General features: G+C 72.2%; 15 protein-coding genes. 9 read left to right on the top strand and 6 right to left on the bottom strand.

Annotated features, from left to right (window positions below):
• Nucleotides 1-284: 284 nt before the first annotated feature.
• Complete coding sequence (locus ACSHXN_RS27545; protein ID WP_355135066.1) at nt 285-884, top strand: NADPH-dependent FMN reductase; 600 nt, start codon at nt 285-287, stop codon at nt 882-884.
• Nucleotides 885-931: 47 nt separating this feature from the next.
• Here the strand turns inward: ACSHXN_RS27545 and ACSHXN_RS27550 are convergent, their stop codons facing one another.
• Together ACSHXN_RS27550 and ACSHXN_RS27555 are read right to left on the bottom strand one after the other, a co-directional pair.
• Entirely contained in the window at nt 932-1,822 is an 891-nt protein-coding gene (locus tag ACSHXN_RS27550) for an aminoglycoside phosphotransferase family protein (RefSeq protein WP_438303954.1), read from the bottom strand.
• Between the two features lie 100 nt (nt 1,823-1,922).
• Nucleotides 1,923-3,569 (bottom strand): M4 family metallopeptidase, encoded by a 1,647-nt coding sequence (locus ACSHXN_RS27555; protein ID WP_383353768.1) that lies wholly within the window; start codon nt 3,567-3,569, stop codon nt 1,923-1,925.
• Between the two features lie 179 nt (nt 3,570-3,748).
• On the opposite strand from ACSHXN_RS27555, the gene ACSHXN_RS27560 reads away from it, so the two are divergent.
• Together ACSHXN_RS27560 and ACSHXN_RS27565 are read left to right on the top strand one after the other, a co-directional pair.
• A complete protein-coding gene (locus ACSHXN_RS27560) occupies nt 3,749-4,186 on the top strand; it encodes a gamma-glutamylcyclotransferase family protein (RefSeq protein WP_355135060.1) in 438 nt (145 codons plus the stop codon).
• A gap of 190 nt (nt 4,187-4,376) precedes the next feature.
• The gene (locus ACSHXN_RS27565; RefSeq protein WP_438303958.1) at nt 4,377-5,285 is read left to right on the top strand and encodes a protocatechuate dioxygenase; all 909 of its coding nucleotides are present in this window, start codon (nt 4,377-4,379) and stop codon (nt 5,283-5,285) included.
• Here the strand turns inward: ACSHXN_RS27565 and ACSHXN_RS27570 are convergent.
• Complete coding sequence (locus ACSHXN_RS27570) at nt 5,265-7,442, bottom strand: molybdopterin oxidoreductase family protein (protein ID WP_383353772.1); 2,178 nt, start codon at nt 7,440-7,442, stop codon at nt 5,265-5,267. The two genes, ACSHXN_RS27565 and ACSHXN_RS27570, sit on opposite strands and share 21 nt — an antisense overlap.
• A 128-nt stretch (nt 7,443-7,570) precedes the next feature.
• The gene (locus tag ACSHXN_RS27575) at nt 7,571-8,266 is read right to left on the bottom strand and encodes a SanA/YdcF family protein (protein WP_355135054.1); all 696 of its coding nucleotides are present in this window, start codon (nt 8,264-8,266) and stop codon (nt 7,571-7,573) included.
• 278 nt (nt 8,267-8,544) lie between these two features.
• Here ACSHXN_RS27575 and ACSHXN_RS27580 point away from each other — a divergent pair, with 278 nt between their 5' ends.
• From ACSHXN_RS27580 to ACSHXN_RS27605, 6 genes are all read left to right on the top strand, one after another.
• Nucleotides 8,545-9,447: a sirohydrochlorin chelatase gene (locus tag ACSHXN_RS27580; RefSeq protein WP_383353774.1), complete on the top strand. Its 903-nt coding sequence runs from the start codon at nt 8,545-8,547 to the stop codon at nt 9,445-9,447.
• A gap of 85 nt (nt 9,448-9,532) precedes the next feature.
• Entirely contained in the window at nt 9,533-10,906 is a 1,374-nt protein-coding gene (locus tag ACSHXN_RS27585; RefSeq protein ID WP_355135050.1) for a deoxyguanosinetriphosphate triphosphohydrolase, read from the top strand.
• Between the two features lie 104 nt (nt 10,907-11,010).
• On the top strand, nt 11,011-12,276 hold the full coding sequence (locus ACSHXN_RS27590) for an NAD(P)/FAD-dependent oxidoreductase (RefSeq protein WP_355135048.1): 1,266 nt from the start codon (nt 11,011-11,013) through the stop codon (nt 12,274-12,276).
• A 141-nt stretch (nt 12,277-12,417) separates the two neighbouring features.
• The gene (gene dnaG, locus ACSHXN_RS27595) at nt 12,418-14,325 is read left to right on the top strand and encodes a DNA primase (RefSeq protein WP_355135046.1); all 1,908 of its coding nucleotides are present in this window, start codon (nt 12,418-12,420) and stop codon (nt 14,323-14,325) included.
• A gap of 109 nt (nt 14,326-14,434) precedes the next feature.
• Nucleotides 14,435-14,764 (top strand): hypothetical protein, encoded by a 330-nt coding sequence (locus ACSHXN_RS27600; protein WP_438303962.1) that lies wholly within the window; start codon nt 14,435-14,437, stop codon nt 14,762-14,764.
• A 101-nt stretch (nt 14,765-14,865) separates the two neighbouring features.
• Complete coding sequence (locus tag ACSHXN_RS27605; protein WP_355135042.1) at nt 14,866-16,158, top strand: RNA polymerase sigma factor; 1,293 nt, start codon at nt 14,866-14,868, stop codon at nt 16,156-16,158.
• A 35-nt stretch (nt 16,159-16,193) separates the two neighbouring features.
• On the opposite strand, the gene ACSHXN_RS27610 is transcribed toward ACSHXN_RS27605, so the two are convergent.
• Nucleotides 16,194-18,122 (bottom strand): ABC transporter ATP-binding protein, encoded by a 1,929-nt coding sequence (locus ACSHXN_RS27610; RefSeq protein WP_356113063.1) that lies wholly within the window; start codon nt 18,120-18,122, stop codon nt 16,194-16,196.
• Nucleotides 18,122-19,855, bottom strand: a complete 1,734-nt coding sequence (locus ACSHXN_RS27615; RefSeq protein WP_355135038.1) for an ABC transporter ATP-binding protein — start codon at nt 19,853-19,855, stop codon at nt 18,122-18,124. Before ACSHXN_RS27615 ends, ACSHXN_RS27610 begins: the two co-directional genes overlap by 1 nt.
• Nucleotides 19,856-20,046 lie beyond the last annotated feature (191 nt).

Genomic DNA, 20,046 nt, shown 5'->3' on the forward strand with positions numbered 1-20,046 from the left:
AGGTCGTGCCCCTGCCCTTTCGAGGAAAGCGGCAGTCGACCGCTCCCGCTTTCTGACGGAGCGTCAGAAATACGGTGAACGGGTGCCCGTCCCGGCGTCCCGGGGGTCGTTCCTGGTGACGTTTCGGCAGGTCACCGATGTATTTCCGACGGGTCGTCAGAGAACACCCGAAGGGCGCAGGGGTGGCTGCGAAACGGGTGACGCGGGTGGATGGCCCGTGGGGCGGCGTCCGGTCGGCGGTGCCACTTGACCTCAAGAAAGGTCGAGGTACAAGGGTGGAGGCCATGAACACCACCACGCATCCCCCCGTCGTCCCACCCGTCCGCGTCGCCGTCGTTGTCGGCAGCAACCGGCAGGGCCGCTTCGGGCCCGTCGTCGCCGACTGGCTGCTCGGCCGGGTCGGGGAACGGGACGACCTCGTACCCGACGTCGTGGACGTGGCCGAGGCCGCCCTGCCGACGACGCTGTCCCCGACCCCGGAGGCGAAGGACGCGCTCGCCGGGGTCACCCCGAAGCTGGCCGGCGCCGACGCGTACGTCGTCCTGACCCCCGAGTACAACCACTCCTTCCCGGCCGGGCTGAAGAACCTGATCGACTGGCACTACACCGAGTGGCGCGCCAAGCCCGTCGCCCTCGTCTCGTACGGCGGCGTCTCCGGAGGCCTGCGCGCGGTGGAACACCTCCGTCAGGTCTTCGCCGAGCTCCATGCGGTCACCGTGCGGGACACGGTGTCCTTCCACGGTGCGGGCGCCGCGTTCGACGCGCAGGGGCAGCCGCGCGACACGTCCGGGCCCGCCGCGGCGGCCAAGGTGATGCTCGACCAGCTGGTCTGGTGGGCACGGGCGTTGCGGGAGGCGAAGGAGAGGAGCCCGTACGCCGGCTAGCGCCGTGCGCCGCGTTGCCGTAGGTGTCCTGCGGCGTACGGGAGCCGTCAGCCGAGAAGCGCCTCGGCCACCGTCCGATGGGCCACGGCCGCGAGCACCGGATTGGTCGTCCGGTAGTAGTGCTCCGCCATGAGGCCGAAGCACAGCGCCCAGCCGCGCCCCCGCTGCCAGGTGGCCTCGTCGACCTCGGCCGCCTCACGGAACAGGTCGCGGGTGCCGGCCGTGAAGACCGCCCACGCCGCCAGCGTGTCGGCCGCCGGGTCGCCCACTCCCAGGCCACCGAAATCGATCACCGCGGTGAGCCGGCCGGCCGAGGTCAGCAGGTTGCCGGGCAGCAGGTCGCCGTGCAGCCAGACGGGACCGCGGTCCCAGTGCGGCAGCCGGACGACCTCCGCCCACAGCGCGGTCGCCGCGGCCGGGTCCACCCTGCCGCAGGTGCCCAGGTCGCGGATCGCCGCGCGGACGTACGCGTCGTTCGCCTCGACCGGGCCGCCGCGCCAGGAGGCCGGGCCACCGGTCGCGTCGACCCTCCGCAGCGCCGCCACGAAGCGGCCCAACCGAACTGCGGCATCGGCGAGTTCGGTGATCGGGGCGTCGTAGGCGTTCTCGCCGTCCAGCCAGCGCAGCACCGACCACGGCCCGCCGTACCCCGGGGCCGGCTCCCCCCTGCCGAGCGGCACCGGAACCGTCAGCGGCAGGTGCGGGGCGAGCCGGGGGAGCCAGCGTTGTTCCTCGGTCACCTGCCGGGCCCCGTCGGGGCGGCGGGGCAGCCGTACGACCATGTCGTCGCCCAGCCGGAACATGGCGTTGTCCGTCCCGGCGGACGGGACCTCGGCGACGGGCAGCCGCGCCCACTGCGGGAACTGGTCGGCGACCAGACGGCGCACCAGGGCGTCGTCGACGTCGAGTTCGTCGGCGTGCAACTTCGTGGTGGGCATGGGACTCCGCGGGGCCGTGGACCGGTCGGGTCCCGGAGCGTAGGCGCTCCGGGACCCGACCGGCCACGGGTTTTCCCGCCGGAACCGGAGCCCGGGCCGGTCAGCCCACGCCCACCGCGCTCCACGCCGCCGCCACGGCGTTGTACTCGGCGCTGCCTGCGCCGTAGAGGTCCTTCGCCGCGCTCAGCGTCGCCGTGCGGGCGCCCGCGTAGTCGGTCGAGGACGTCATGTAGACCGTCAGGGCCCGGTACCAGATCTTGCCGAGCTTGTCGTGGCCGATGCCGGTGACCGTCGAGCCGTTGCAGGTGGGGGAGTTGTAGGACACCCCGTTGAGTGTCTTCGCGCCGCTGCCCTCCGCGAGCAGATACGCGAAGTGGTTGGCGACGCCCGAGGAGTAGTGGACGTCGAGGTTCCCGACCGACGAGCTCCAGCAGTCCGCGGAGTTCCCGTCCTTGGAGGGCTTGTCCATGAACCGCAGCGCCGGTTGGCCGAAGCCCGAGCGGACGATCTTCTCGCCGATGAGGTAGTCACCGAGGTCGGAGGAGTTGTTCGCGTACCACTCCACCAGCGTCCCGAAGATGTCCGACGTCGCCTCGTTCAGGCCGCCCGACTCGCCGGAGTACGTCAGCGCCGCCGTCTTCGACGTCACACCGTGCGACATCTCGTGGCCCGCCACGTCCAGCGCCACCAGCGGGCCGAACGTGCTCCCGTCGCCGTCGCCGTACGTCATGCAGAAGCAGGTGTCGTCCCAGAACGCGTTGTTGTAGTTGGTGCCGTAGTGCACGCGGTTGTACGAGCCCTTGCCGTCGCCCGCGATGCCGTTGCGGCCGTGGACGTTCTTGTAGTAGTCCCAGGTCTCGTCGGTGCCGTACTGCGCGTCCACCGCCGCGGACGAGCGGTCCGTCGCCGTCCCCGTGCCCCAGTGGTTGTCCGCGTCGGTGAACAGGGTTGCGGGTGCCCGGCTGAGGCAGATCCCGAGGAAGCACAGGTCCGTCTTGTTCGCCGCATCACCGGTGTAGGTGTTGCCGCGCGTCGGGTCCTTGAGCTGGTAGGTGGAGCCGGACTGCGTGGTCTCCAGGCCGACCGTGCCGCTGTAGAGGGACTTCCCGTCACCGGTCGCCGTCTCGATGCTGTCCCACGCGTCGATCTGCTTCCCGGTGCGGGCGTCGGTGAGGACGGTGCGGGCGACCGGGTTGCCGAGCGAGTCCTGGCCGACGACATCGGTGCGCCAGGCGAGCTTCGGCGCACCGTGCAGGGCGTCGACGACGAGCTGCGGCTTGGCGGTCACGCGCTTGAGCAACTCGCCGGCGTTCACGGCGCGCAGCGCGGCGGTGGCCAGGTCGGCCGCCTCGGGTGCCTTGACCGTGGGGGTGGTCGTCGGCACGGTGATGGCGCGCCCGGTGGCCCGGTCCGCACTGCGGTAGGCGCCGCCGGGGGCGAGGTGGACCACGAAGTCCCCGCCGAGGACGGGGAGCTGACGGTACGTCCGGTCGTAGCGCACGTGCTGGCTGCCGTCCGCGTCCACGACGACGTCCCGTACGGTGGTGCCCTGTGCCGAGGTGAGGCCGAGGCGCGCCGCCTGATGCACCAGTGCCGTCGCGGCGTTGGCGATCGCGGTGGCCCGGCCGGGTCTGTCGGCGGCGCCGGCGGGAGCGGGGGCGAGGGCGGCGGCCAGCAGGGCCGCGGTGGTCGCGGCCGTGCCGGCCGCGGCGAGGCGGGAACCTCGGATGTGCCGTATCCGACTCATCGGTCTCCTCGGGAAGGCGCGTGGGGGCGCATGTGGGGGTCGGGGGCGGCGGCCCCGGACGTCTCCCCGGTTTAAGGGTTCATGACATGTCATGTCCATAGCGCGTTCGAGGAGATGTGTGAGGGGGGTGAAAATCGTTTCTGCAGGGACTCGGCACGGGTGCGAAGAGGAGACCGATCATGGTGGCGGCCCAGGGGAGCGGGCAGGTGGGACTGCCGTTCTTCGTGTACGGGACACTGCGCCCCGGTGAGCGCAACCACGACGTGTTCCTGCGCGGGCGCACCCGCTCCGAGGAGCCGGGCCTGCTGCCCGGGGCCCTCCTGTACGACGGTCCCGGATACCCCTACGCCGTGGAGCAGCACGGCGGCACGGTCACCGGTGAGATCGTCACCGCGCTCCCCGAGGCGTACGGCGAACTGCTCGACGCCCTCGACCGGTTGGAGGAGTACGTCCCGGGCGATCCCCGCAGTCTCTACGAGCGGGTGGACCGGGACGTGACGGCGTCCGACGGCAGGGCGGTCCGGGCGTGGGTGTACCTCGCCGCGCCCGCCGTCGCGGCACGGCTGCGCGCGCACGGCCGACCGATCGAGGGCGGGGACTGGCTGGCCCGGCCCTGAGACGGCGGCCGAGGGGGCCCGGAGAGGAGGAGCCGTCGGAAGGCGCCCGTCCCGGTCCCCGACGGATTCACCTCGGCGGCACGGTCTCCCCAGGCGGACGCGGCCGCCCCGGGCGGCCCGGTCGCTCGTGCGGGCGACCGGGCCGTGATTTCCCTCCCACCGCGGAGCCGCGCGTCCTAGGGTCCCGGCCATGACCGACAGGGACATCTCCCGGCGGCGGGTGCTCGTGCTGGGCGGCGCCGCCGGCGCCGTGTCGGTGCTCGGGGCCGGCGCCTGTTCCTCCCCGGGCCGCGGCTCCCGCGCCCCCGGGTCCCGCAAGGCGCCGAGCCCCGGCTCCGCCGGTGAGTTGTGCGTGCTGACACCGGGCACCGCGGCGGGGCCGTACCACCTCCGGGGCGCGCCCTTCCGCAAGGACATCGCCGACGGCAGGCCGGGAGTGCCGCTCACGGTACGGCTGACCGTGCGTGACGAGCCCCACGCCTGCGCCCTCCTCGCGGGCGCGGCCGTCGAGATCTGGCACTGCGACGCCCGGGGCCACTACGCCGGCTCACCCGGCGGCACGCGAGGAGACGCGTATCCGAGGGGCTTGCAGCAGACCGGCGCCGACGGCGTGGCCGAGTTCGTGACCGTCTTCCCCGGCTGGTACGCCTCGCGCGCCCCCCACATCGACGTCAGGGTGCACACCGGCGGCCGCAGGACCGCAGGCACCTACGAGGGCGGCAGGATCAACTGGACCGGGCAGCTCTTCTTCGACGACCGCCATGCCCACGAGGTGTACGCGAGGTCCCCGTACACCCGGCACAAGGGGACGCCCGGCCGGCTCGCCCGGGACCCGGTGTACCGCGGGGGCGGTGCGAGGGACGGGCTGATGACCGTCACCGGGGATGTGGACCGAGGGCTGCTCGCGACCCTGACCGTCGGGATCGACACCACACGGAGCAGCGGGGCAACCGACGGCGACCGCCCACGACCGCCCGCCGTCCCGACCCCGGCCGGGACGCCCGGCGCCCCCTCGGCGACCGCACCTGCCGGGGGAGCGGCATCGAGCACGCCGCCGCCGGACAGCGCCGCCAGCGCCTCACACACGCCCAGCCCCTGAACCACCCTCAGGGGCGTGTCGCACACGTTCCAGCCGCACCGCGCACACCTTGAACTCCGGCATGCGGGAGGTGGGGTCGAGGGCCGGGTTCGTCAGGGTGTTGGCACGGCCCTCGCCCGGCCAGTGGAACGGCATGAACACGGTGTCGGGCCGGATGGCGGGGCTGATCCGTGCGGGCGCGACCGCCCGGCCCCGCCGCGACACCACGGCCACCGGCTCGCCGTCCGCCGCGCCGAGCCGCTCGGCCAGCCGCGGGTGCATCTCCACGTACGGGCCGGGCGCGGCGGCGTTCAGCTCGTCGACGCGCCGCGTCTGCGCCCCGGACTGGTACTGGGCGACGACCCGTCCCGTGGTCAGCAGCACCGGGTAGGCCTCGTCGGGTTCCTCCGCGGAGGCCCGGTACGACACGCCGGCGAACCGCGCCCGCCCGTCCCCGGTGGCGAACCGGTCGAGGAACAGACGGGGCGTGCCGGGGTGGACGGCGGACGGTGACTCCGCCTGCGCCGGATCGTCCGTGAGCACACCCGGCGGCACACCCGCCCCCGCACCGGGCGGCGCCGGACACGGCCAGAACACGCCGTTCTCCTCGGCCAGTCTCCGGTAGGTGATGCCCGAGTAGTCCGCCGGGCCGCCCGCCGTGGCGCGGCGCAGCTCGTCGAAGACCTCCTGCGGTTCCACGGGGAAACCCTTCTCCACGCCCAGCCGGGCGGCCAGTTCGTGCAGCACCTCCAGATCGCTGCGGATCCCGGCCGGCGGCCTCAGCGCGCGCCGGCGCAGCAGGACCCGGCCCTCCAGGCTGGTCGTCGTGCCCGTCTCCTCCGCCCACTGCGCGACCGGCAGCACGACGTCCGCCAGCCGGGCCGTCTCCGAGAGGACCACGTCGGCGACCGCGAGGAAGTCCAGCGAGCGCAGCCGCTCCTCGACATGGGCCGCGCGAGGCGCCGACACCACGGGGTTGGAGCCCATCAGCAGCAGGGCACGGATGTCCGTGCCCAGCGCGTCGAGGAGTTCGTACGCGCTGCGGCCGGGGCCCGGCAGGGTGTCGGGATCCACCCCCCAGACCTCCGCCACATGCCGGCGTGCCGCCGGATCCGTCAGTTTGCGGTAGCCGGGCAGCTGGTCGGCCTTCTGGCCGTGTTCGCGGCCGCCCTGCCCGTTGCCCTGGCCGGTCAGGCAGCCGTAGCCGGAGTACGGGCGCCCCGCACGGCCGGTCGCCAGGCACAGGTCGATCCAGGCGCCCACCGTGTCCGTGCCCTTGGACTGCTGCTCGGGTCCGCGCGCGGTCAGCACCATCGCGCTCTCCGGCGCGCAGAACAGCCGTACCGCCTCACGCAGTCGGGGGACGGGCACCCCCGTGATCCGCTCCACGTACTCCGGCCAGTGCGCCATCGCGGCAGCCCGCGCCTCCGCCCAGCCGCTGGTGCGTTCCCGGATGTAGGCCTCGTCCGTGCGGCCCTCGGCGACGACGAGGTGCAGCAGACCGAGCGCCAGCGCCAGATCCGTGCCCGGCCGCGGGGCCAGATGGAGGTCGGCCTGCTCGGCCGTGCGGGTGCGGCGCGGGTCGACGACGATCAGCGTGCCGCCGTTCTCCCGCAGTTCCGTCAGATGGCGCAGAGCGGGGGGCATCGTCTCCGCGAGGTTGGAGCCGACGAGGATCACGCAGCCGGTGCGCGGAACGTCCTCCAGCGGGAACGGCAGCCCCCGGTCGAGCCCGAACGCCCGGACGCTCGCGGCAGCCGCCGACGACATGCAGAACCGCCCGTTGTAGTCGATCTGCGAGGTGCCGAGGACCACCCGGGCGAACTTCCCGAGCGCGTACGCCTTCTCGTTCGTCAGGCCGCCTCCGCCGAACACCCCGAGCGCGTCGGGGCCGTGTTCCGCCCGTGTCCGGGAGAGCCCCTCGGCGACGCGGTCCAGGGCCTCGTCCCAGCCGGCCGGCCTGAGCACGCCCTGCGAGCGCACCAGCGGCGAGGTGAGCCGCACCTCGGGGGACAGCAGGGCCGGCGCCGTCCTGCCCTTGCCGCACAACGCGCCCCGGTTCACCGGGAAGTCCGCGCGCTCCGTCACCTCGACGCCTCCGCCGGGCAGGGGTGTCAGATTCATCCCGCACTGCAGGGCGCAGTACGGGCAGTGGGTGGGCGTCGAGGTGGTCCGCATGCCGCCCAGCGTGCCGGTGCCGTGTTTCGCGCCGGGCCGCCCGCCGTTACACCGCCGGGACCGGGACCTCCCCGCGGGGCGTGCGGCGGCGTGAGGTCCGGCGCGGCGGGACCCGGGACCCGCCTCGGTCAGCCCCGCGCCGCGGCCAGCGCCCTGGCGACGCCGTGCTCCTTGGGTCCGAGGAACCGAGGGCCCGGGTGGAACAGCACGTCGACGGCCGCCTTGCCCGCCGCGAAGATCTCCCGGGTGCCGCCGTAGTACCAGGTCGCGTCGTGCTTGTCGTCGACGCCGACACCGTACGAGGTCACGCCCGCCGCCCGGCACAGGGCCACCGCGCGCCGGATGTGGAAACCCTGGCTGATCAGGACCGCCCGGTCCACACCGAAGATCTTCTTCGCCCGGACGCAGGAGTCCCAGGTGTCGAAGCCCGCGTAGTCCGTCACGACCCGGGCGCGCGGCACCCCGTGCCCGGTCAGATAGGCGCGCATCGCACTCGGCTCGTCGTAGTCCTTGCGGCTGTTGTCGCCGGTGACCAGGACGACCTTGATCCGGCCCGCCCGGTACAGCTGGGCCGCCGCGTCCAGCCGGTGGGCGAGATACGGCGAGGGCTCGCCGTCCCACAGGCCGGCGCCGAAGACCACGGCCACCTCCGTGCGCGGCACGTCCGCGGTCGTGCGCAACCGGCTGCCCGTGGTCAGGTACATCCACGTCGCCGGCAGGAGCGCCAGCACGCACAGCAGGACGAGGACCTGCACGGCCCGGCGTCGCCCCGCACGCGTACGCGGCAGCCTCGGCCGGCGGATCCTCAGGCGCGGCAGGCCCATCGGCACGCGTCCCCCCAGGTCGATCGCTTCACCGTGTCGCCAGTGTGGACGCAGCGTACGGTGATCCGGTTCGCCCGGACCGCGAGACGTGCCTCACGCGCACCGCCGCCCTCCCGCGCGGCGTCGTGCGCGGACGTACCCGCGCCTGTGGCTCGGGGTGTGCGCGCACCCGACGGCGCCTGCCTCACACCACAGGTCCCCATGCTGTGAAACCCCGGAAAACAACCCGGTCATGGCCGTGCAACGGGGCGGCAACCTCCCCCCGCCAGTATCGCTCCATGACGGCGTCGAACCCTTCTCGCGACGAGTCCCACGCCCGCCCCGGCGGGCTGCCGCCCGGTGACGCACACCTCGACAGTGCGGCGCAGCTCATGAACCGGATCGGCAGTCAACTCGGCAGCCGGCTCGGCCTCGTGTCCCTCGACGGCACCCGTCGACCGGCCCCGCCCGCGCTCGTCCTCGTGGCGCACGGCAGCCGTGACCCGCGCGCCCTGTCGACCGTGCGCACCCTGGTCGAGCGCGTCCGCGAACTGCGCCCCCTGCTGCCGGTGCGCCTCGGCCACATCGAGCTGAACGAGCCGCTGCTGCCCGACACACTCGCCTCGCTCGGCGACGGCCGCGCCGTCCTCGTACCCCTGCTGCTCGGCCGCGGCCAGCACGTCAAGCGGGACATCCCCGAAGCCGCCGCCGCGGCGCGGGCGGACACCCGCGTCGCCGCCCCGCTCGGCCCGCACCCCCTCCTCGTGGAGACCCTCTACGCCCGGCTGGTGGAGGCGGGCTGGCGCACGACGCTCAGTGACGCCCAGCGCCGGGCGAGCGCCGTCGTGCTCGCGGCCGCCGGCTCCCGCGACCCCGACTCCGCCACCGACACCCGGCGCACCGCGCAGCTGCTCGCCGAACGCCTCGGTGTCCCGGTCGTCCCCGCCTACGCCTCCGCCGCCACGCCCACCGTCGCCGGCGCGGTGCGCGCGCTCACCGCCCGCGGACGCCACCGGATCGCCGTCGCCTCCTACTTCGCCGCGCCCGGCCGCTTCGCCGGGGAGTGCGCCGGGGCCGCCCCCGGGATCGCCGCGGCCCCGCTCGGCGCCCATCCGGCGATGGCCCGCCTTGTCCTGCACCGCTACGCGCAGACCCTCGCGGCCCCGGAAGCCGCCGCCGAACACGCGCTGACCTCCGCCTGAACGACCGCCTCCACGGCGCGAAACGGCCCGGCGGGAGACGGACGCCCGGATCCCGATTGTCGCCCGGTGCGTTTACTGTCGGGTCATGGACGGCACTGCACCGAAGGCCTGCGAGACTTCCGCGCGGTACGAGAACGGCTCGGCCGGCTCGGCGTACGACTCCGCGGCGGCCGAGCGCTGGGCGCCCGAACCCGACAAGCGCCCGGGCCGCACCGCCTTCCAGCGTGACCGCGCGCGGGTGCTGCACTCGGCCGCACTGCGCCGTCTGGCGGGCAAGACCCAGGTCGTCACGCCCGGCACGATCCCCCAGGTCCTCGGTTCCGCCCGTCCAGGGGGGACCCCCGTCGAGACCTGGGACGCCAGCCCCCGCACCCGGCTCACCCACTCGCTGGAGTGCGCCCAGGTCGGTCGGGAGCTGGGCGCCGCCCTCGGCTGCGACCCCGACCTCGTCGAGGCCGCCTGCCTCTCCCACGATCTGGGCCACCCGCCGTTCGGACACAACGGCGAACAGGCACTGAACGAGTTCGCGCGGGACTGCGGCGGCTTCGAGGGCAACGCCCAGTCCCTGCGCCTGCTCACCCGCATCGAGCCCAAGCGGTTCGTACGGAGCGAGGACACCGGCGACTTCGTCAGTGTGGGCCTGAACCTCACACGTGCCGCCCTCGACGCCGCCACCAAGTACCCCTGGCCGCGCGGCGCCCACCCCATCGACCCGACGTCCCGGAAGTTCGGGGTCTACGAGGACGACCGCCCCGTCTTCGACTGGGTCCGCAAGGACGCCCCGGGCCACCGCACCTGCTTCGAGGCCCAGGTCATGGACTGGTCCGACGACGTGGCCTACTCGGTGCACGACTTCGAGGACGGCCTGCACGCCGGGCACATCGACCCGGGCTGTCTGCACGCCGCACCCGAGCGTGCGGCCGTCTTCGCCGTCGCCCGCGGGCGGTACGTGCCCGCGGACACCGACCCCGAGGAGCTGGCGGAGGCCCTCGACCGGCTTCTCGCCCAGGAGTGGTGGCCGCGCGGCTACGACGGATCCGCCGTTGCCCAGGCCCGTCTGAAGGACGCCACCAGTCAGCTCATCGGCCGCTTCTGCCTGGCCGCGGAGGGCGCCACCCGGTCGGCGTACGGCAGCGGGCGTCTCACCCGGTACGCCGCCGAGCTCGTCGTCCCCGCGGACGCCCGCATGGAGTGCGCGGTCCTGAAGGCGGTCGCCGACCTGTACGTGATGCAGCGCGCCGAGCAGGAGCGGCTGCGCGCCGACCAGCGCGTCGTGGTCGCGGAGCTGGCCGCGGCCCTGACCGGGCGGGCACCCGACGGGCTCGATCCGCAGTTCCGGGCGCTGTTCCAGGAGGCGCCCGACGACCGGGCGCGCAAAAGGGTCATCGTGGACCAGATCGCCTCGCTCACGGACGCTTCGGCGCGGTCCCTGCACGAGCGGCTGACGGGGCGCACCTGAGCCGGACGTGACCGGGAGTGGCCTGATCGGGCCACTCCCCCTTCCCGCTGCACGCTGCGTGCGGGACGCTCGCATATGGCGACATCATTAAGAGGAGGCATCAAGTGGTCGACGCGGATCAGACATTCGTCATCGTCGGTGGAGGTCTTGCCGGTGCGAAGGCGGCCGAGACACTCCGCGCGGAGGGCTTCACCGGCCGCGTGATACTGATCTGCGACGAACGGGACCACCCCTATGAGCGGCCGCCCCTCTCCAAGGGCTATCTGCTCGGCAAGGAGGAGCGCGACAGCGTCTTCGTCCACGAGCCCGCCTGGTACGCGCGCAACGACATCGAACTGCATCTCGGTCAGACCGTCGACGTGGTCGACCGCGCCGCCAAGACGGTCCGTCTCGGCGACGACGGCACCCTCGTGCACTACGACAAGCTGCTGCTCGCGACCGGCGCCGAGCCCCGGCGTCTCGACATCCCGGGCACGGACCTCGCCGGTGTGCACCATCTGCGGCGCCTCGCCCACGCCGAGCGTCTCAAGGGCGTCCTCACCACGCTGGGCCGCGACAACGGCCATCTCGTGATCGCGGGTGCCGGCTGGATCGGCCTGGAGGTCGCCGCGGCGGCCCGTGAGTACGGCGCCGAGGTCACCGTCGTCGAGCACGGGCCGACCCCGCTGCACACGGTTCTCGGCCCCGAGCTGGGCAACATCTTCGCCGAACTGCACCGCGAGCACGGTGTCCGCTTCCGCTTCGGCGTGCGGCTCACCGAGATCGTCGGCCAGGACGGCATGGTGCTGGCCGCCCGCACCGACGACGGTGAGGAGCACCCCGCGCACGACGTGCTCGCGGCGATCGGCGCCGCGCCGCGCATCGGGCTCGCCGAGGCGGCCGGCCTGGAGATCGCCGACCGCGCGCAGGGCGGGGGCGTGGTGGTGGACCAGCAGCTGCGCACCTCCGACCCCGACATCTACGCCACCGGCGACATCGCCTCCCTCCACCACCCCCTCTTCGGTACCCGGCTGCGCGTGGAGCACTGGGCGAACGCACTGAACGGCGGTCCGGCGGCGGCCCGCGCGATGCTCGGGCGCGAGGTGACGTACGACCGGCTGCCCTACTTCTTCTCCGACCAGTACGACCTCGGGATGGAGTACTCCGGATGGGCGCCGGCCGGGTCGTACGACGAGGTGGTGATCCGGGGCGACGCCGGGAAGCGGAACTTCATCGCCTTCTGGCTGAAGGAGGGGAGGGTGCTGGCGGGGATGAACGTCAACGTGTGGGACGTCACAGAGCGAATTCAGGACCTGATCCGTTCGAGGTCCGTCGTGGACCAGGAGGCGCTGGCGGACCCGGGTGTGCCGCTGGAGAGCCTGGTCCCGTGACCCGAAGGCCGCCGTCCGCGGCCCGCATGCCGTGATCCCCCCGGGGCAGTGCGTCACCCGGCTCCCGCGCGGCGGGCCGGCCCCGGCGGGGGCCGGCCGTCCCGCCCCGGGAGTGTCGGTTCTGCCCCGTAGACTCACCTCGTGGCAGGACGGATCAACGACGAGGACGTGAAGGCGGTACGGGACGCGGTCCCGATCGACGCCGTCGTGTCCGAGTACCTCCAGCTGCGCAACGCGGGCGGCGGCAACCTCAAGGGCCTGTGCCCGTTCCACGACGAGAAGTCCCCGTCCTTCCAGGTCAGCCCGAGCAAGGGCCTGTTCCACTGCTTCGGCTGCCAGGAGGGCGGCGACACCATCACGTTCGTGATGAAGGTCGACCACCTCTCCTTCTCCGAGGCGGTCGAGCGCCTCGCGGCCCGCGCGGGCATCACGCTGCGGTACGAGGAGGGCGGGTACAACCCGACCCACCAGCGCGGCGAGCGCATCCGCCTCGTCGAGGCCCACCAGCTGGCCGCCCAGTGGTACGCCGAGCAGCTCGACGCCGGCCCCGAGGCCGAGGCGGGGCGGGCGTTCCTGGCCGAGCGGGGCTTCGACCAGGCCGCCGCGGTCCACTTCGGCGTCGGCTACAGCCCGCAGGGCTGGGACCACCTCACCCGCTACCTGCGGGGCAAGGGTTTCAGCGACAAGGAACTGCTCCTGTCGGGACTGTCCCAGGAGGGCCGGCGCGGGCCCATCGACCGGTTCCGCGGCCGGCTGATGTGGCCGATCCGCGACATCGGCGGGGACGTGGTCGGCTTCGGCGCGCGAAAGCTGTACGAGGCCGACAACGGGCCCAAGTACCTGAACACCCCCGACACGGCGATCTACCGGAAGTCACAGGTCCTGTACGGCATCGACCTGGCGAAGAAGGAGATCGCGAAGTCGAGCCGGGCGGTCGTCGTCGAGGGCTACACCGACGTCATGGCCTGCCACCTCGCCGGTGTCACCACCGCCATCGCCACCTGCGGCACGGCTTTCGGCGGCGAGCACATCAAGATCCTGCGCCGGCTGCTGATGGACAACGGCTCGGCGCGGGTGATCTTCACCTTCGACGGTGACGCGGCCGGCCAGAAGGCCGCCCTGCGCGCCTTCGAGGACGACCAGAAGTTCGCCGCCGAGACGTACATCGCGATCGCACCGGACGGCATGGACCCCTGCGAGCTGCGTCTGGCCAAGGGCGACGACGCGGTCGCCGACCTGGTCCAACCCCGGACACCGCTGTTCGAGTTCGCGCTCCGCCAGATCCTCGGCCGCTACGACCTGGAGACCCCGGCCGGGCGCGCCGCCGCGCTGGACGAGGCCGCGCCGGTCGTCGCCCGCATCAAGAACAGCGGTGCCCAGCACGAGGTCGCGGTGCAGCTCGCGGGCATGCTCGGCATCCTCGACACGCAGTTCGTGGTCAAGCGGGTGGCGCAGCTCGCCCGTTGGGCGCGTGACCGGGGCGGTCGGGGACCGGCGCCGGCCGGGCACCGTGCCCCGCAGTCCTACCAGGCGGTCTCCCGCCCGGCCGCCACGGGCCCGGCGCTGAACCTCCGCAACCCGGTCTACGCGACCGAGCGCGAGCTGCTCAAACTCGCGCTGCAGAGGCCGGAGCTGGTCTCTCCGGCATTCGACGCGTACGGGGCCGACGAGTTCACCGCGCAGCCGTACGTGGCGGTCCGCGAGGCGATCCTGGAGGCCGGCGGCGCGGAGTACGGCGCGCAGGACCCGCAGGAGTACCTGATCCGCGTGCGCGAGGCGGCCCCCGACGACACGGTGCGCGCCATGGTGACGGAACTGGCGGTCGAGGCGATCATGCTCCGCAAGGAGGTGGACGAGACCTACGCGGGCGCCCAGTTGGTCACGGTCCGCCGCCGCGCCGTGGAACGCCGCGTCCGCGACGTCCAGAGCACCCTGACCCGCCTGGGCGCCTACGCGGACCCGGCTCATCTGTCCGCCGTACAGAACGAACTGTGGGTGCTCCAGCAGTACGACCAGGCGCTGCGGGAACGCGGGGCGGCGGCGCTGTGAGCGCCGCCGCGCGGAGTCCGTGGTCCGCCGGGGCCGACTCGGGCGCGGTGATCCCGAGGCGGCCAAGGATCGCGGACCGACCTGCGGCCGGGGACCGCATCATCGTGCCGTGACCGGCGAGGACCCGACCGTGCTCGACCTGACCGGCCACGAGGGCTCCCATCAGCTCGCCGTGCTGCTGCAACGTCCTGCCCTGCCGGGTGTCCCGCAGGGCCCGGATCAACTGCATCTCGGCGCGCCGCTGTTCCTGGAGCGCGGCGACGTCCCGATCGGATCCGACGGCGAGGTCACTCGTCGTGGCCTGCTGTTCCACGACCTCGTCCACGCGCGCCTCGAGTGTCTCGAGTGCCTCGAGACGACGCCGCAGCCCTCGTTCTCGCTCATGTTCCCCATCGTGCCCGATCGGTCCTTCCCCGATGCTCCCGGTCGTCCGGTGTGATGGTCAAACGATCTGAGTAACCGGCCGGTCACGCACCGGACTCAAAAAGTGGCCGCACGCCCCTCGTGGCAGAGATGTGTCGTACCCCACACTGGGGTGCGGTGCCTGAGTCCCCGGAGCGCGGCCGACCCGCCCATGGCGGGTCCGACACCCCCGCGATTCCGCTCAACGACTACGGGACGGCCGGCGGGCGGACCACCGGCCGTATCCCCGACGTACCGCTGCCGCATGCCTCAGCAGCGACATTCCTGGAGGTCGCCCCCGTGCAGACCCAGACCCTCACACAGACCGACATCCGTACGGACGAGCCGGATGCGGAGACCGACGTCCTCGCGGGGGTCCCTCCGCAGACCCGGCCCGCGCACCACCCCGAGACGGAGGCAGAGCCGCAGGAACCGCCCGAGAGCGAGGAGCCGCCCGCCGGTGAGGTCTCCGAGGCGCCCGAGCCCGCCGAACCGCTCCGCGGCCGCGCCGACACCAGCGGGCCCTCCTCGGACCTGTTCCGTCAGTACCTGCGCGAGATCGGCCGCATCCCGCTGCTCACGGCCGCGGAGGAGGTCGAGCTCGCCCGCCGCGTGGAAGCCGGTCTGTTCGCCGAGGAGAAGCTCGGCAACACCCCCGACCTGGACAGCGAACTCGCCCTGGACCTCGACCGGCTCGTGGTCATGGGCCGGGTCGCCAAGCGCCGGCTCATCGAGGCCAACCTGAGGCTCGTCGTCTCGGTCGCCAAGCGCTACGTCGGCCGCGGGCTGACCATGCTCGACCTCGTCCAGGAGGGCAACCTCGGGCTGATCAGGGCCGTCGAGAAGTTCGACTACGCCCGCGGGTACAAGTTCTCGACGTACGCGACCTGGTGGATCCGCCAGGCGATGTCCCGCGCCCTGGCCGACCAGGCCCGCACCATCCGCGTCCCGGTCCATGTCGTCGAGCTCATCAACCGGGTCATCCGGGTCCAGCGCCGCATGCTCCAGGAGCGCGGCTACGAGCCGACGCCGGAGGAGGTGGCCGCCCACCTCGAACTGCCGGGCGAGCGGGTCACCGAGGTGCTGAGGCTCGCCCAGGAGCCCGTCTCGCTGCACGCGCCCGTGGGCGAGGAGGACGATGTGGCCCTCGGTGACCTCATCGAGGACGGCGACGCGGCGAGCCCGGTCGAGTCCGCCGCGTTCCTGCTGCTCAGGGAGCACCTGGACGCGGTCCTCTCCACCCTCGGCGAACGGGAGCGGAAGGTCGTGCAGCTGCGCTACGGGCTGGCCGACGGCCGCCCCCGCACGCTGGAGGAGATCGGCCGCATCTTCGGCGTGACCCGTGAGCGGATCCGCCAGATCGAGTCGAAGACCCTGAACAAGCTGCGCGACCACGCCTTCGCCGACCAGTTGAGGGGCTACCTGGACTGAAAGGGGACCGCCCGCACGGGGCGGTCCCCCCGGAATCAGTCGACCTCGGCCACCGCCTGGGCGAACTGCGCCCTGTACAGCCGCGCGTAGGCACCGTCGGCGGCCAGCAGCTCGCTGTGCGAGCCCTGTTCGACGATGGAGCCGTTCTCCATCACGAGGATCGTGTCCGCGTCCCGGATCGTGGACAGCCGGTGCGCGATGACGAAGGACGTCCGTCCGTGCGCCAGTTTCGCCATCGCCTTCTGGATCAGGACCTCCGTCCGGGTGTCCACCGAACTCGTCGCCTCGTCCAGCACCAGGATCACCGGGTCGGACAGGAAGGCGCGCGCGATCGTGATGAGCTGCTTCTCACCCGCGCTGACCCCGGTGCCCTCGTCGTCGATCACGGTGTCGTAGCCGTCCGGCAGCGTGCGGACGAACCGGTCCGCGTGCGCCGCGCGCGCCGCCTCCTCGATCTCCCCGCGCGTGACCTCGCGCGCGGCACCGTAGGCGATGTTCTCCGCGATCGTGCCCCCGAACAGCCAGGTGTCCTGGAGCACCATCCCGATCGAGGCCCGCAGCTCGTCCCGGGACATCTTCGCGATGTCGACCCCGTCGAGCGTGATCCGTCCGCCGCTGACCTCGTAGAACCGCATCAGCAGGTTGACCAGTGTGGTCTTCCCGGCGCCCGTCGGGCCGACGATCGCGACCGTGTGCCCCGGCTCGACCTTCAGCGACAGGTCCTCGATGAGCGGCTTCTCGGGGTCGTACCGGAACGACACGCCCTCCAGCGCGACCCGGCCGCGCAGTTCCTGCGGCCGCAGTCCCTCCTCGGGGTCGGCGCCCTGCTCCTCCGCGTCCAGCAGCTCGAAGATCCGCTCCGCCGAGGCGACACCCGACTGCACGAGGTTCGCCATCGACGCGACCTGCGTCAGCGGCATGGAGAACTGCCTCGAGTACTGGATGAAGGCCTGGACGTCACCGATGGACAGGGCGCCGGAAGCGACCCGGAGACCACCGACCACGGCCACCAGCACGTAGTTCAGGTTCGACACGAACATCATCAGCGGCTGCATCACACCGCTGTTGAACTGCGCCTTGAATCCGGCCTCGTAGAGCTTCTCGTTCTGCTCCGCGAACAACTTGGCCGACTCCTCCTGGCGTCCGAACACCTTCACGAGCGTGTGCCCGGTGTACATCTCCTCGATGTGCGCGTTGAGCGCGCCGGTCGTGCGCCACTGCTGCACGAAGTGGGGCTGCGAGCGCTTGCCGATCCGCGTGGCCACGACGAAGGAGAGCGGCACGGTCACCAGCGCGACCAGCGCCAGCAGCCACGACACCCAGAACATCACGATCAGCACGCCCACGATGGTCAGCAGCGAGTTGATGAGCTGCCCCATCGACTGCTGCAGCGTCTGGCCGATGTTGTCGATGTCGTTGGTGGCGCGGCTGAGCACCTCACCGCGCTGCCGCTTGTCGAAGTACGACAGCGGAAGCCGCGACAGCTTCGCCTGCACCTCCTCGCGCATGCGGTAGACGGTCTTGTTGATGGCCCGGTTGGAGAGCCGGGTGGAGACCGCCATCAGCAGGCCGGCGAACAGGAAGGCGACAAGGGCGAACAGCAGGACCCGTCCCACGGCATCGAAGTCGATGCCCTTGCCGGGGGTGAAGTCCGTACCGGAGAGCATGTCGGCGATGCCGCCGTCGCCCCGCTTCCGCATGGACTCGAGGACCTGCTCCTTGGTCATGCCCGCCGGCATCTGCCGGCCGATGATGCCGGCGAAGACGAGGTCGGTCGCCCTGCCGAGGATCTTCGGGCCGATCACGGACAGCCCCACGCTCAGCACACCGCAGACCAGCATCGCGATCATGAGGGTGCGTTCGGGCTTGAACAGCGACAGCAGCCGCTTCCCGGACCCCTTGAAGTCCATCGAGCGCTGGTCCGGGCTGCCCCCGGCCATCATGCGTCCCATGGGCCCGGCCATCAGGCAGCCTCCGCTTCCGTGAGCTGGGAGAGCACGATCTCCCGATACGTCTCGTTGTCTGCCATCAACTCGTGGTGGCGGCCGGTGCCGACGACCCGGCCCTCGTCGAGGACGACGATCCGGTCGGCGTCACGGATGGTCGCCACCCGCTGGGCGACGATCACCACCGTCGCCTCGGCGGTCTCCCGTGAGAGCGCCGCGCGCAGCGCCGCGTCCGTCGCGTAGTCGAGCGCGGAGAAGGAGTCGTCGAAGAGATAGATCTCCGGGTGCTGGACCAGAGTGCGGGCGATCGCGAGGCGCTGCCGCTGGCCGCCCGAGACGTTCGTCCCGCCCTGGGCGATGGGGGAGTCGAGACCGTTCTCGAGTTTCGACACGAACTCCTTGGCCTGCGCCACCTCCAGCGCGTGCCACAGTTCCTCGTCGGTCGCGTCGGGATTGCCGTAGCGCAGATTGGTGGCGACCGTGCCCGCGAACAGGTACGGCTTCTGCGGGACGAGCCCGACCGTCCGCGCCAGCAGCTTCGGGTCGATCTCCTGGACGTTCACGCCGTCCACGAGCACCTCGCCCTCGGTGGCGTCGAAGAGGCGGGGCACCAGGCCGAGCAGGGTCGACTTGCCGCTGCCGGTGGAGCCGATGACGGCGGTGATCTCACCGGGCCGCGCCACGAGCTCGACGGCCTTGAGGACCGGCTCCTCGGCACCCGGGTAGCGGAACCCGCCTTCGCGGATCTCCAGGTGGCCGTGACGCCGCAGCTCGGACACGGGTGCGAGGGGCGGAACGACGCTCGACTCGGTGTCGAGCACCTCCTCGATGCGCTCGGCACAGACCTCCGCGCGCGGCACCATCATGAACATGAAGGTGGCCATCATCACGGACATGACGATCTGCATGAGGTAGGCGAGGAACGCCGTCAGATCGCCGATCTGCATGCCGCCGCTGTCGATGCGGTGCGCGCCGAACCAGACCACCGCGATGGACGAGAGGTTCACCACCGTCATCACGATGGGGAACATCAGCGCAAGCGTCCGGCCGGTCTTCAGGGACACGTCCGTGAGGTCGGTGTTCGCGCCCCGGAAGCGGTCCTTCTCGTAGCCGTCGCGGACGAACGCGCGGATGACGCGGTTACCGGTGATCTGCTCGCGCAGCACCCGGTTCACCGTGTCGAGGCGGACCTGCATACTGCGGAACAGCGGCCGCAGCCGGCGCACGATCAGCGTCACGGAGATGCCGAGCACCGGTACGACCGCGACCAGCACACCGGACAGCGGCACGTCCAGACCGAGCGCCAGGATGATGCCGCCCACGCACATGATCGGCGCCGACACCATCAGGGTGAACGACAGCAGGACGAGCATCTGCACCTGCTGCACGTCGTTCGTGGTGCGGGTGATCAGCGTCGGCGCGCCGAAGTGGGCCACCTCGCGGGAGGAGAAGGACTGCACCCGGTCGAAGACGGCGGCCCGCACGTCCCGGCCGAGGGCCGACGCGGTACGGGCGCCGAAGTAGACGGCGCCCATGTTGCACAGCACCTGGCCGAGAGAGACCGCGATCATCAGACCGCCGAAGGTCAGGATGTAGTCCGTGTCCCCCTTCACGACACCGTTGTCGATGATGTGCGCGTTGAGGGTGGGCAGGTAGAGCGTGGCGCATGTCTGCAGCAACTGCAGCAGCACCAGCAGGGTGATCGGGTTTTTGTACGGGCGCAGGTGGGCCCTCAGAAGTCGTATGAGCACGCGGGATCTCTCGGAGTCGTCGGCGGACGGCGTGGCAGACGGTGCTGCACCACCCCCTATCGTCGAACATTCCACCCGCGTTACCTCAACCGATTTATCCAACGGAGGCTGAACTACTGACCTGGATTCAGTCATGGACCGGGGGCGGAGCGGGGCTGGGGCAGGTGGCGTAGCGGACCCACCCGCGCGGG

Source organism: Streptomyces sp. HUAS TT11 (assembly GCF_051553595.1).
Lineage (GTDB): Bacteria > Actinomycetota > Actinomycetes > Streptomycetales > Streptomycetaceae > Streptomyces.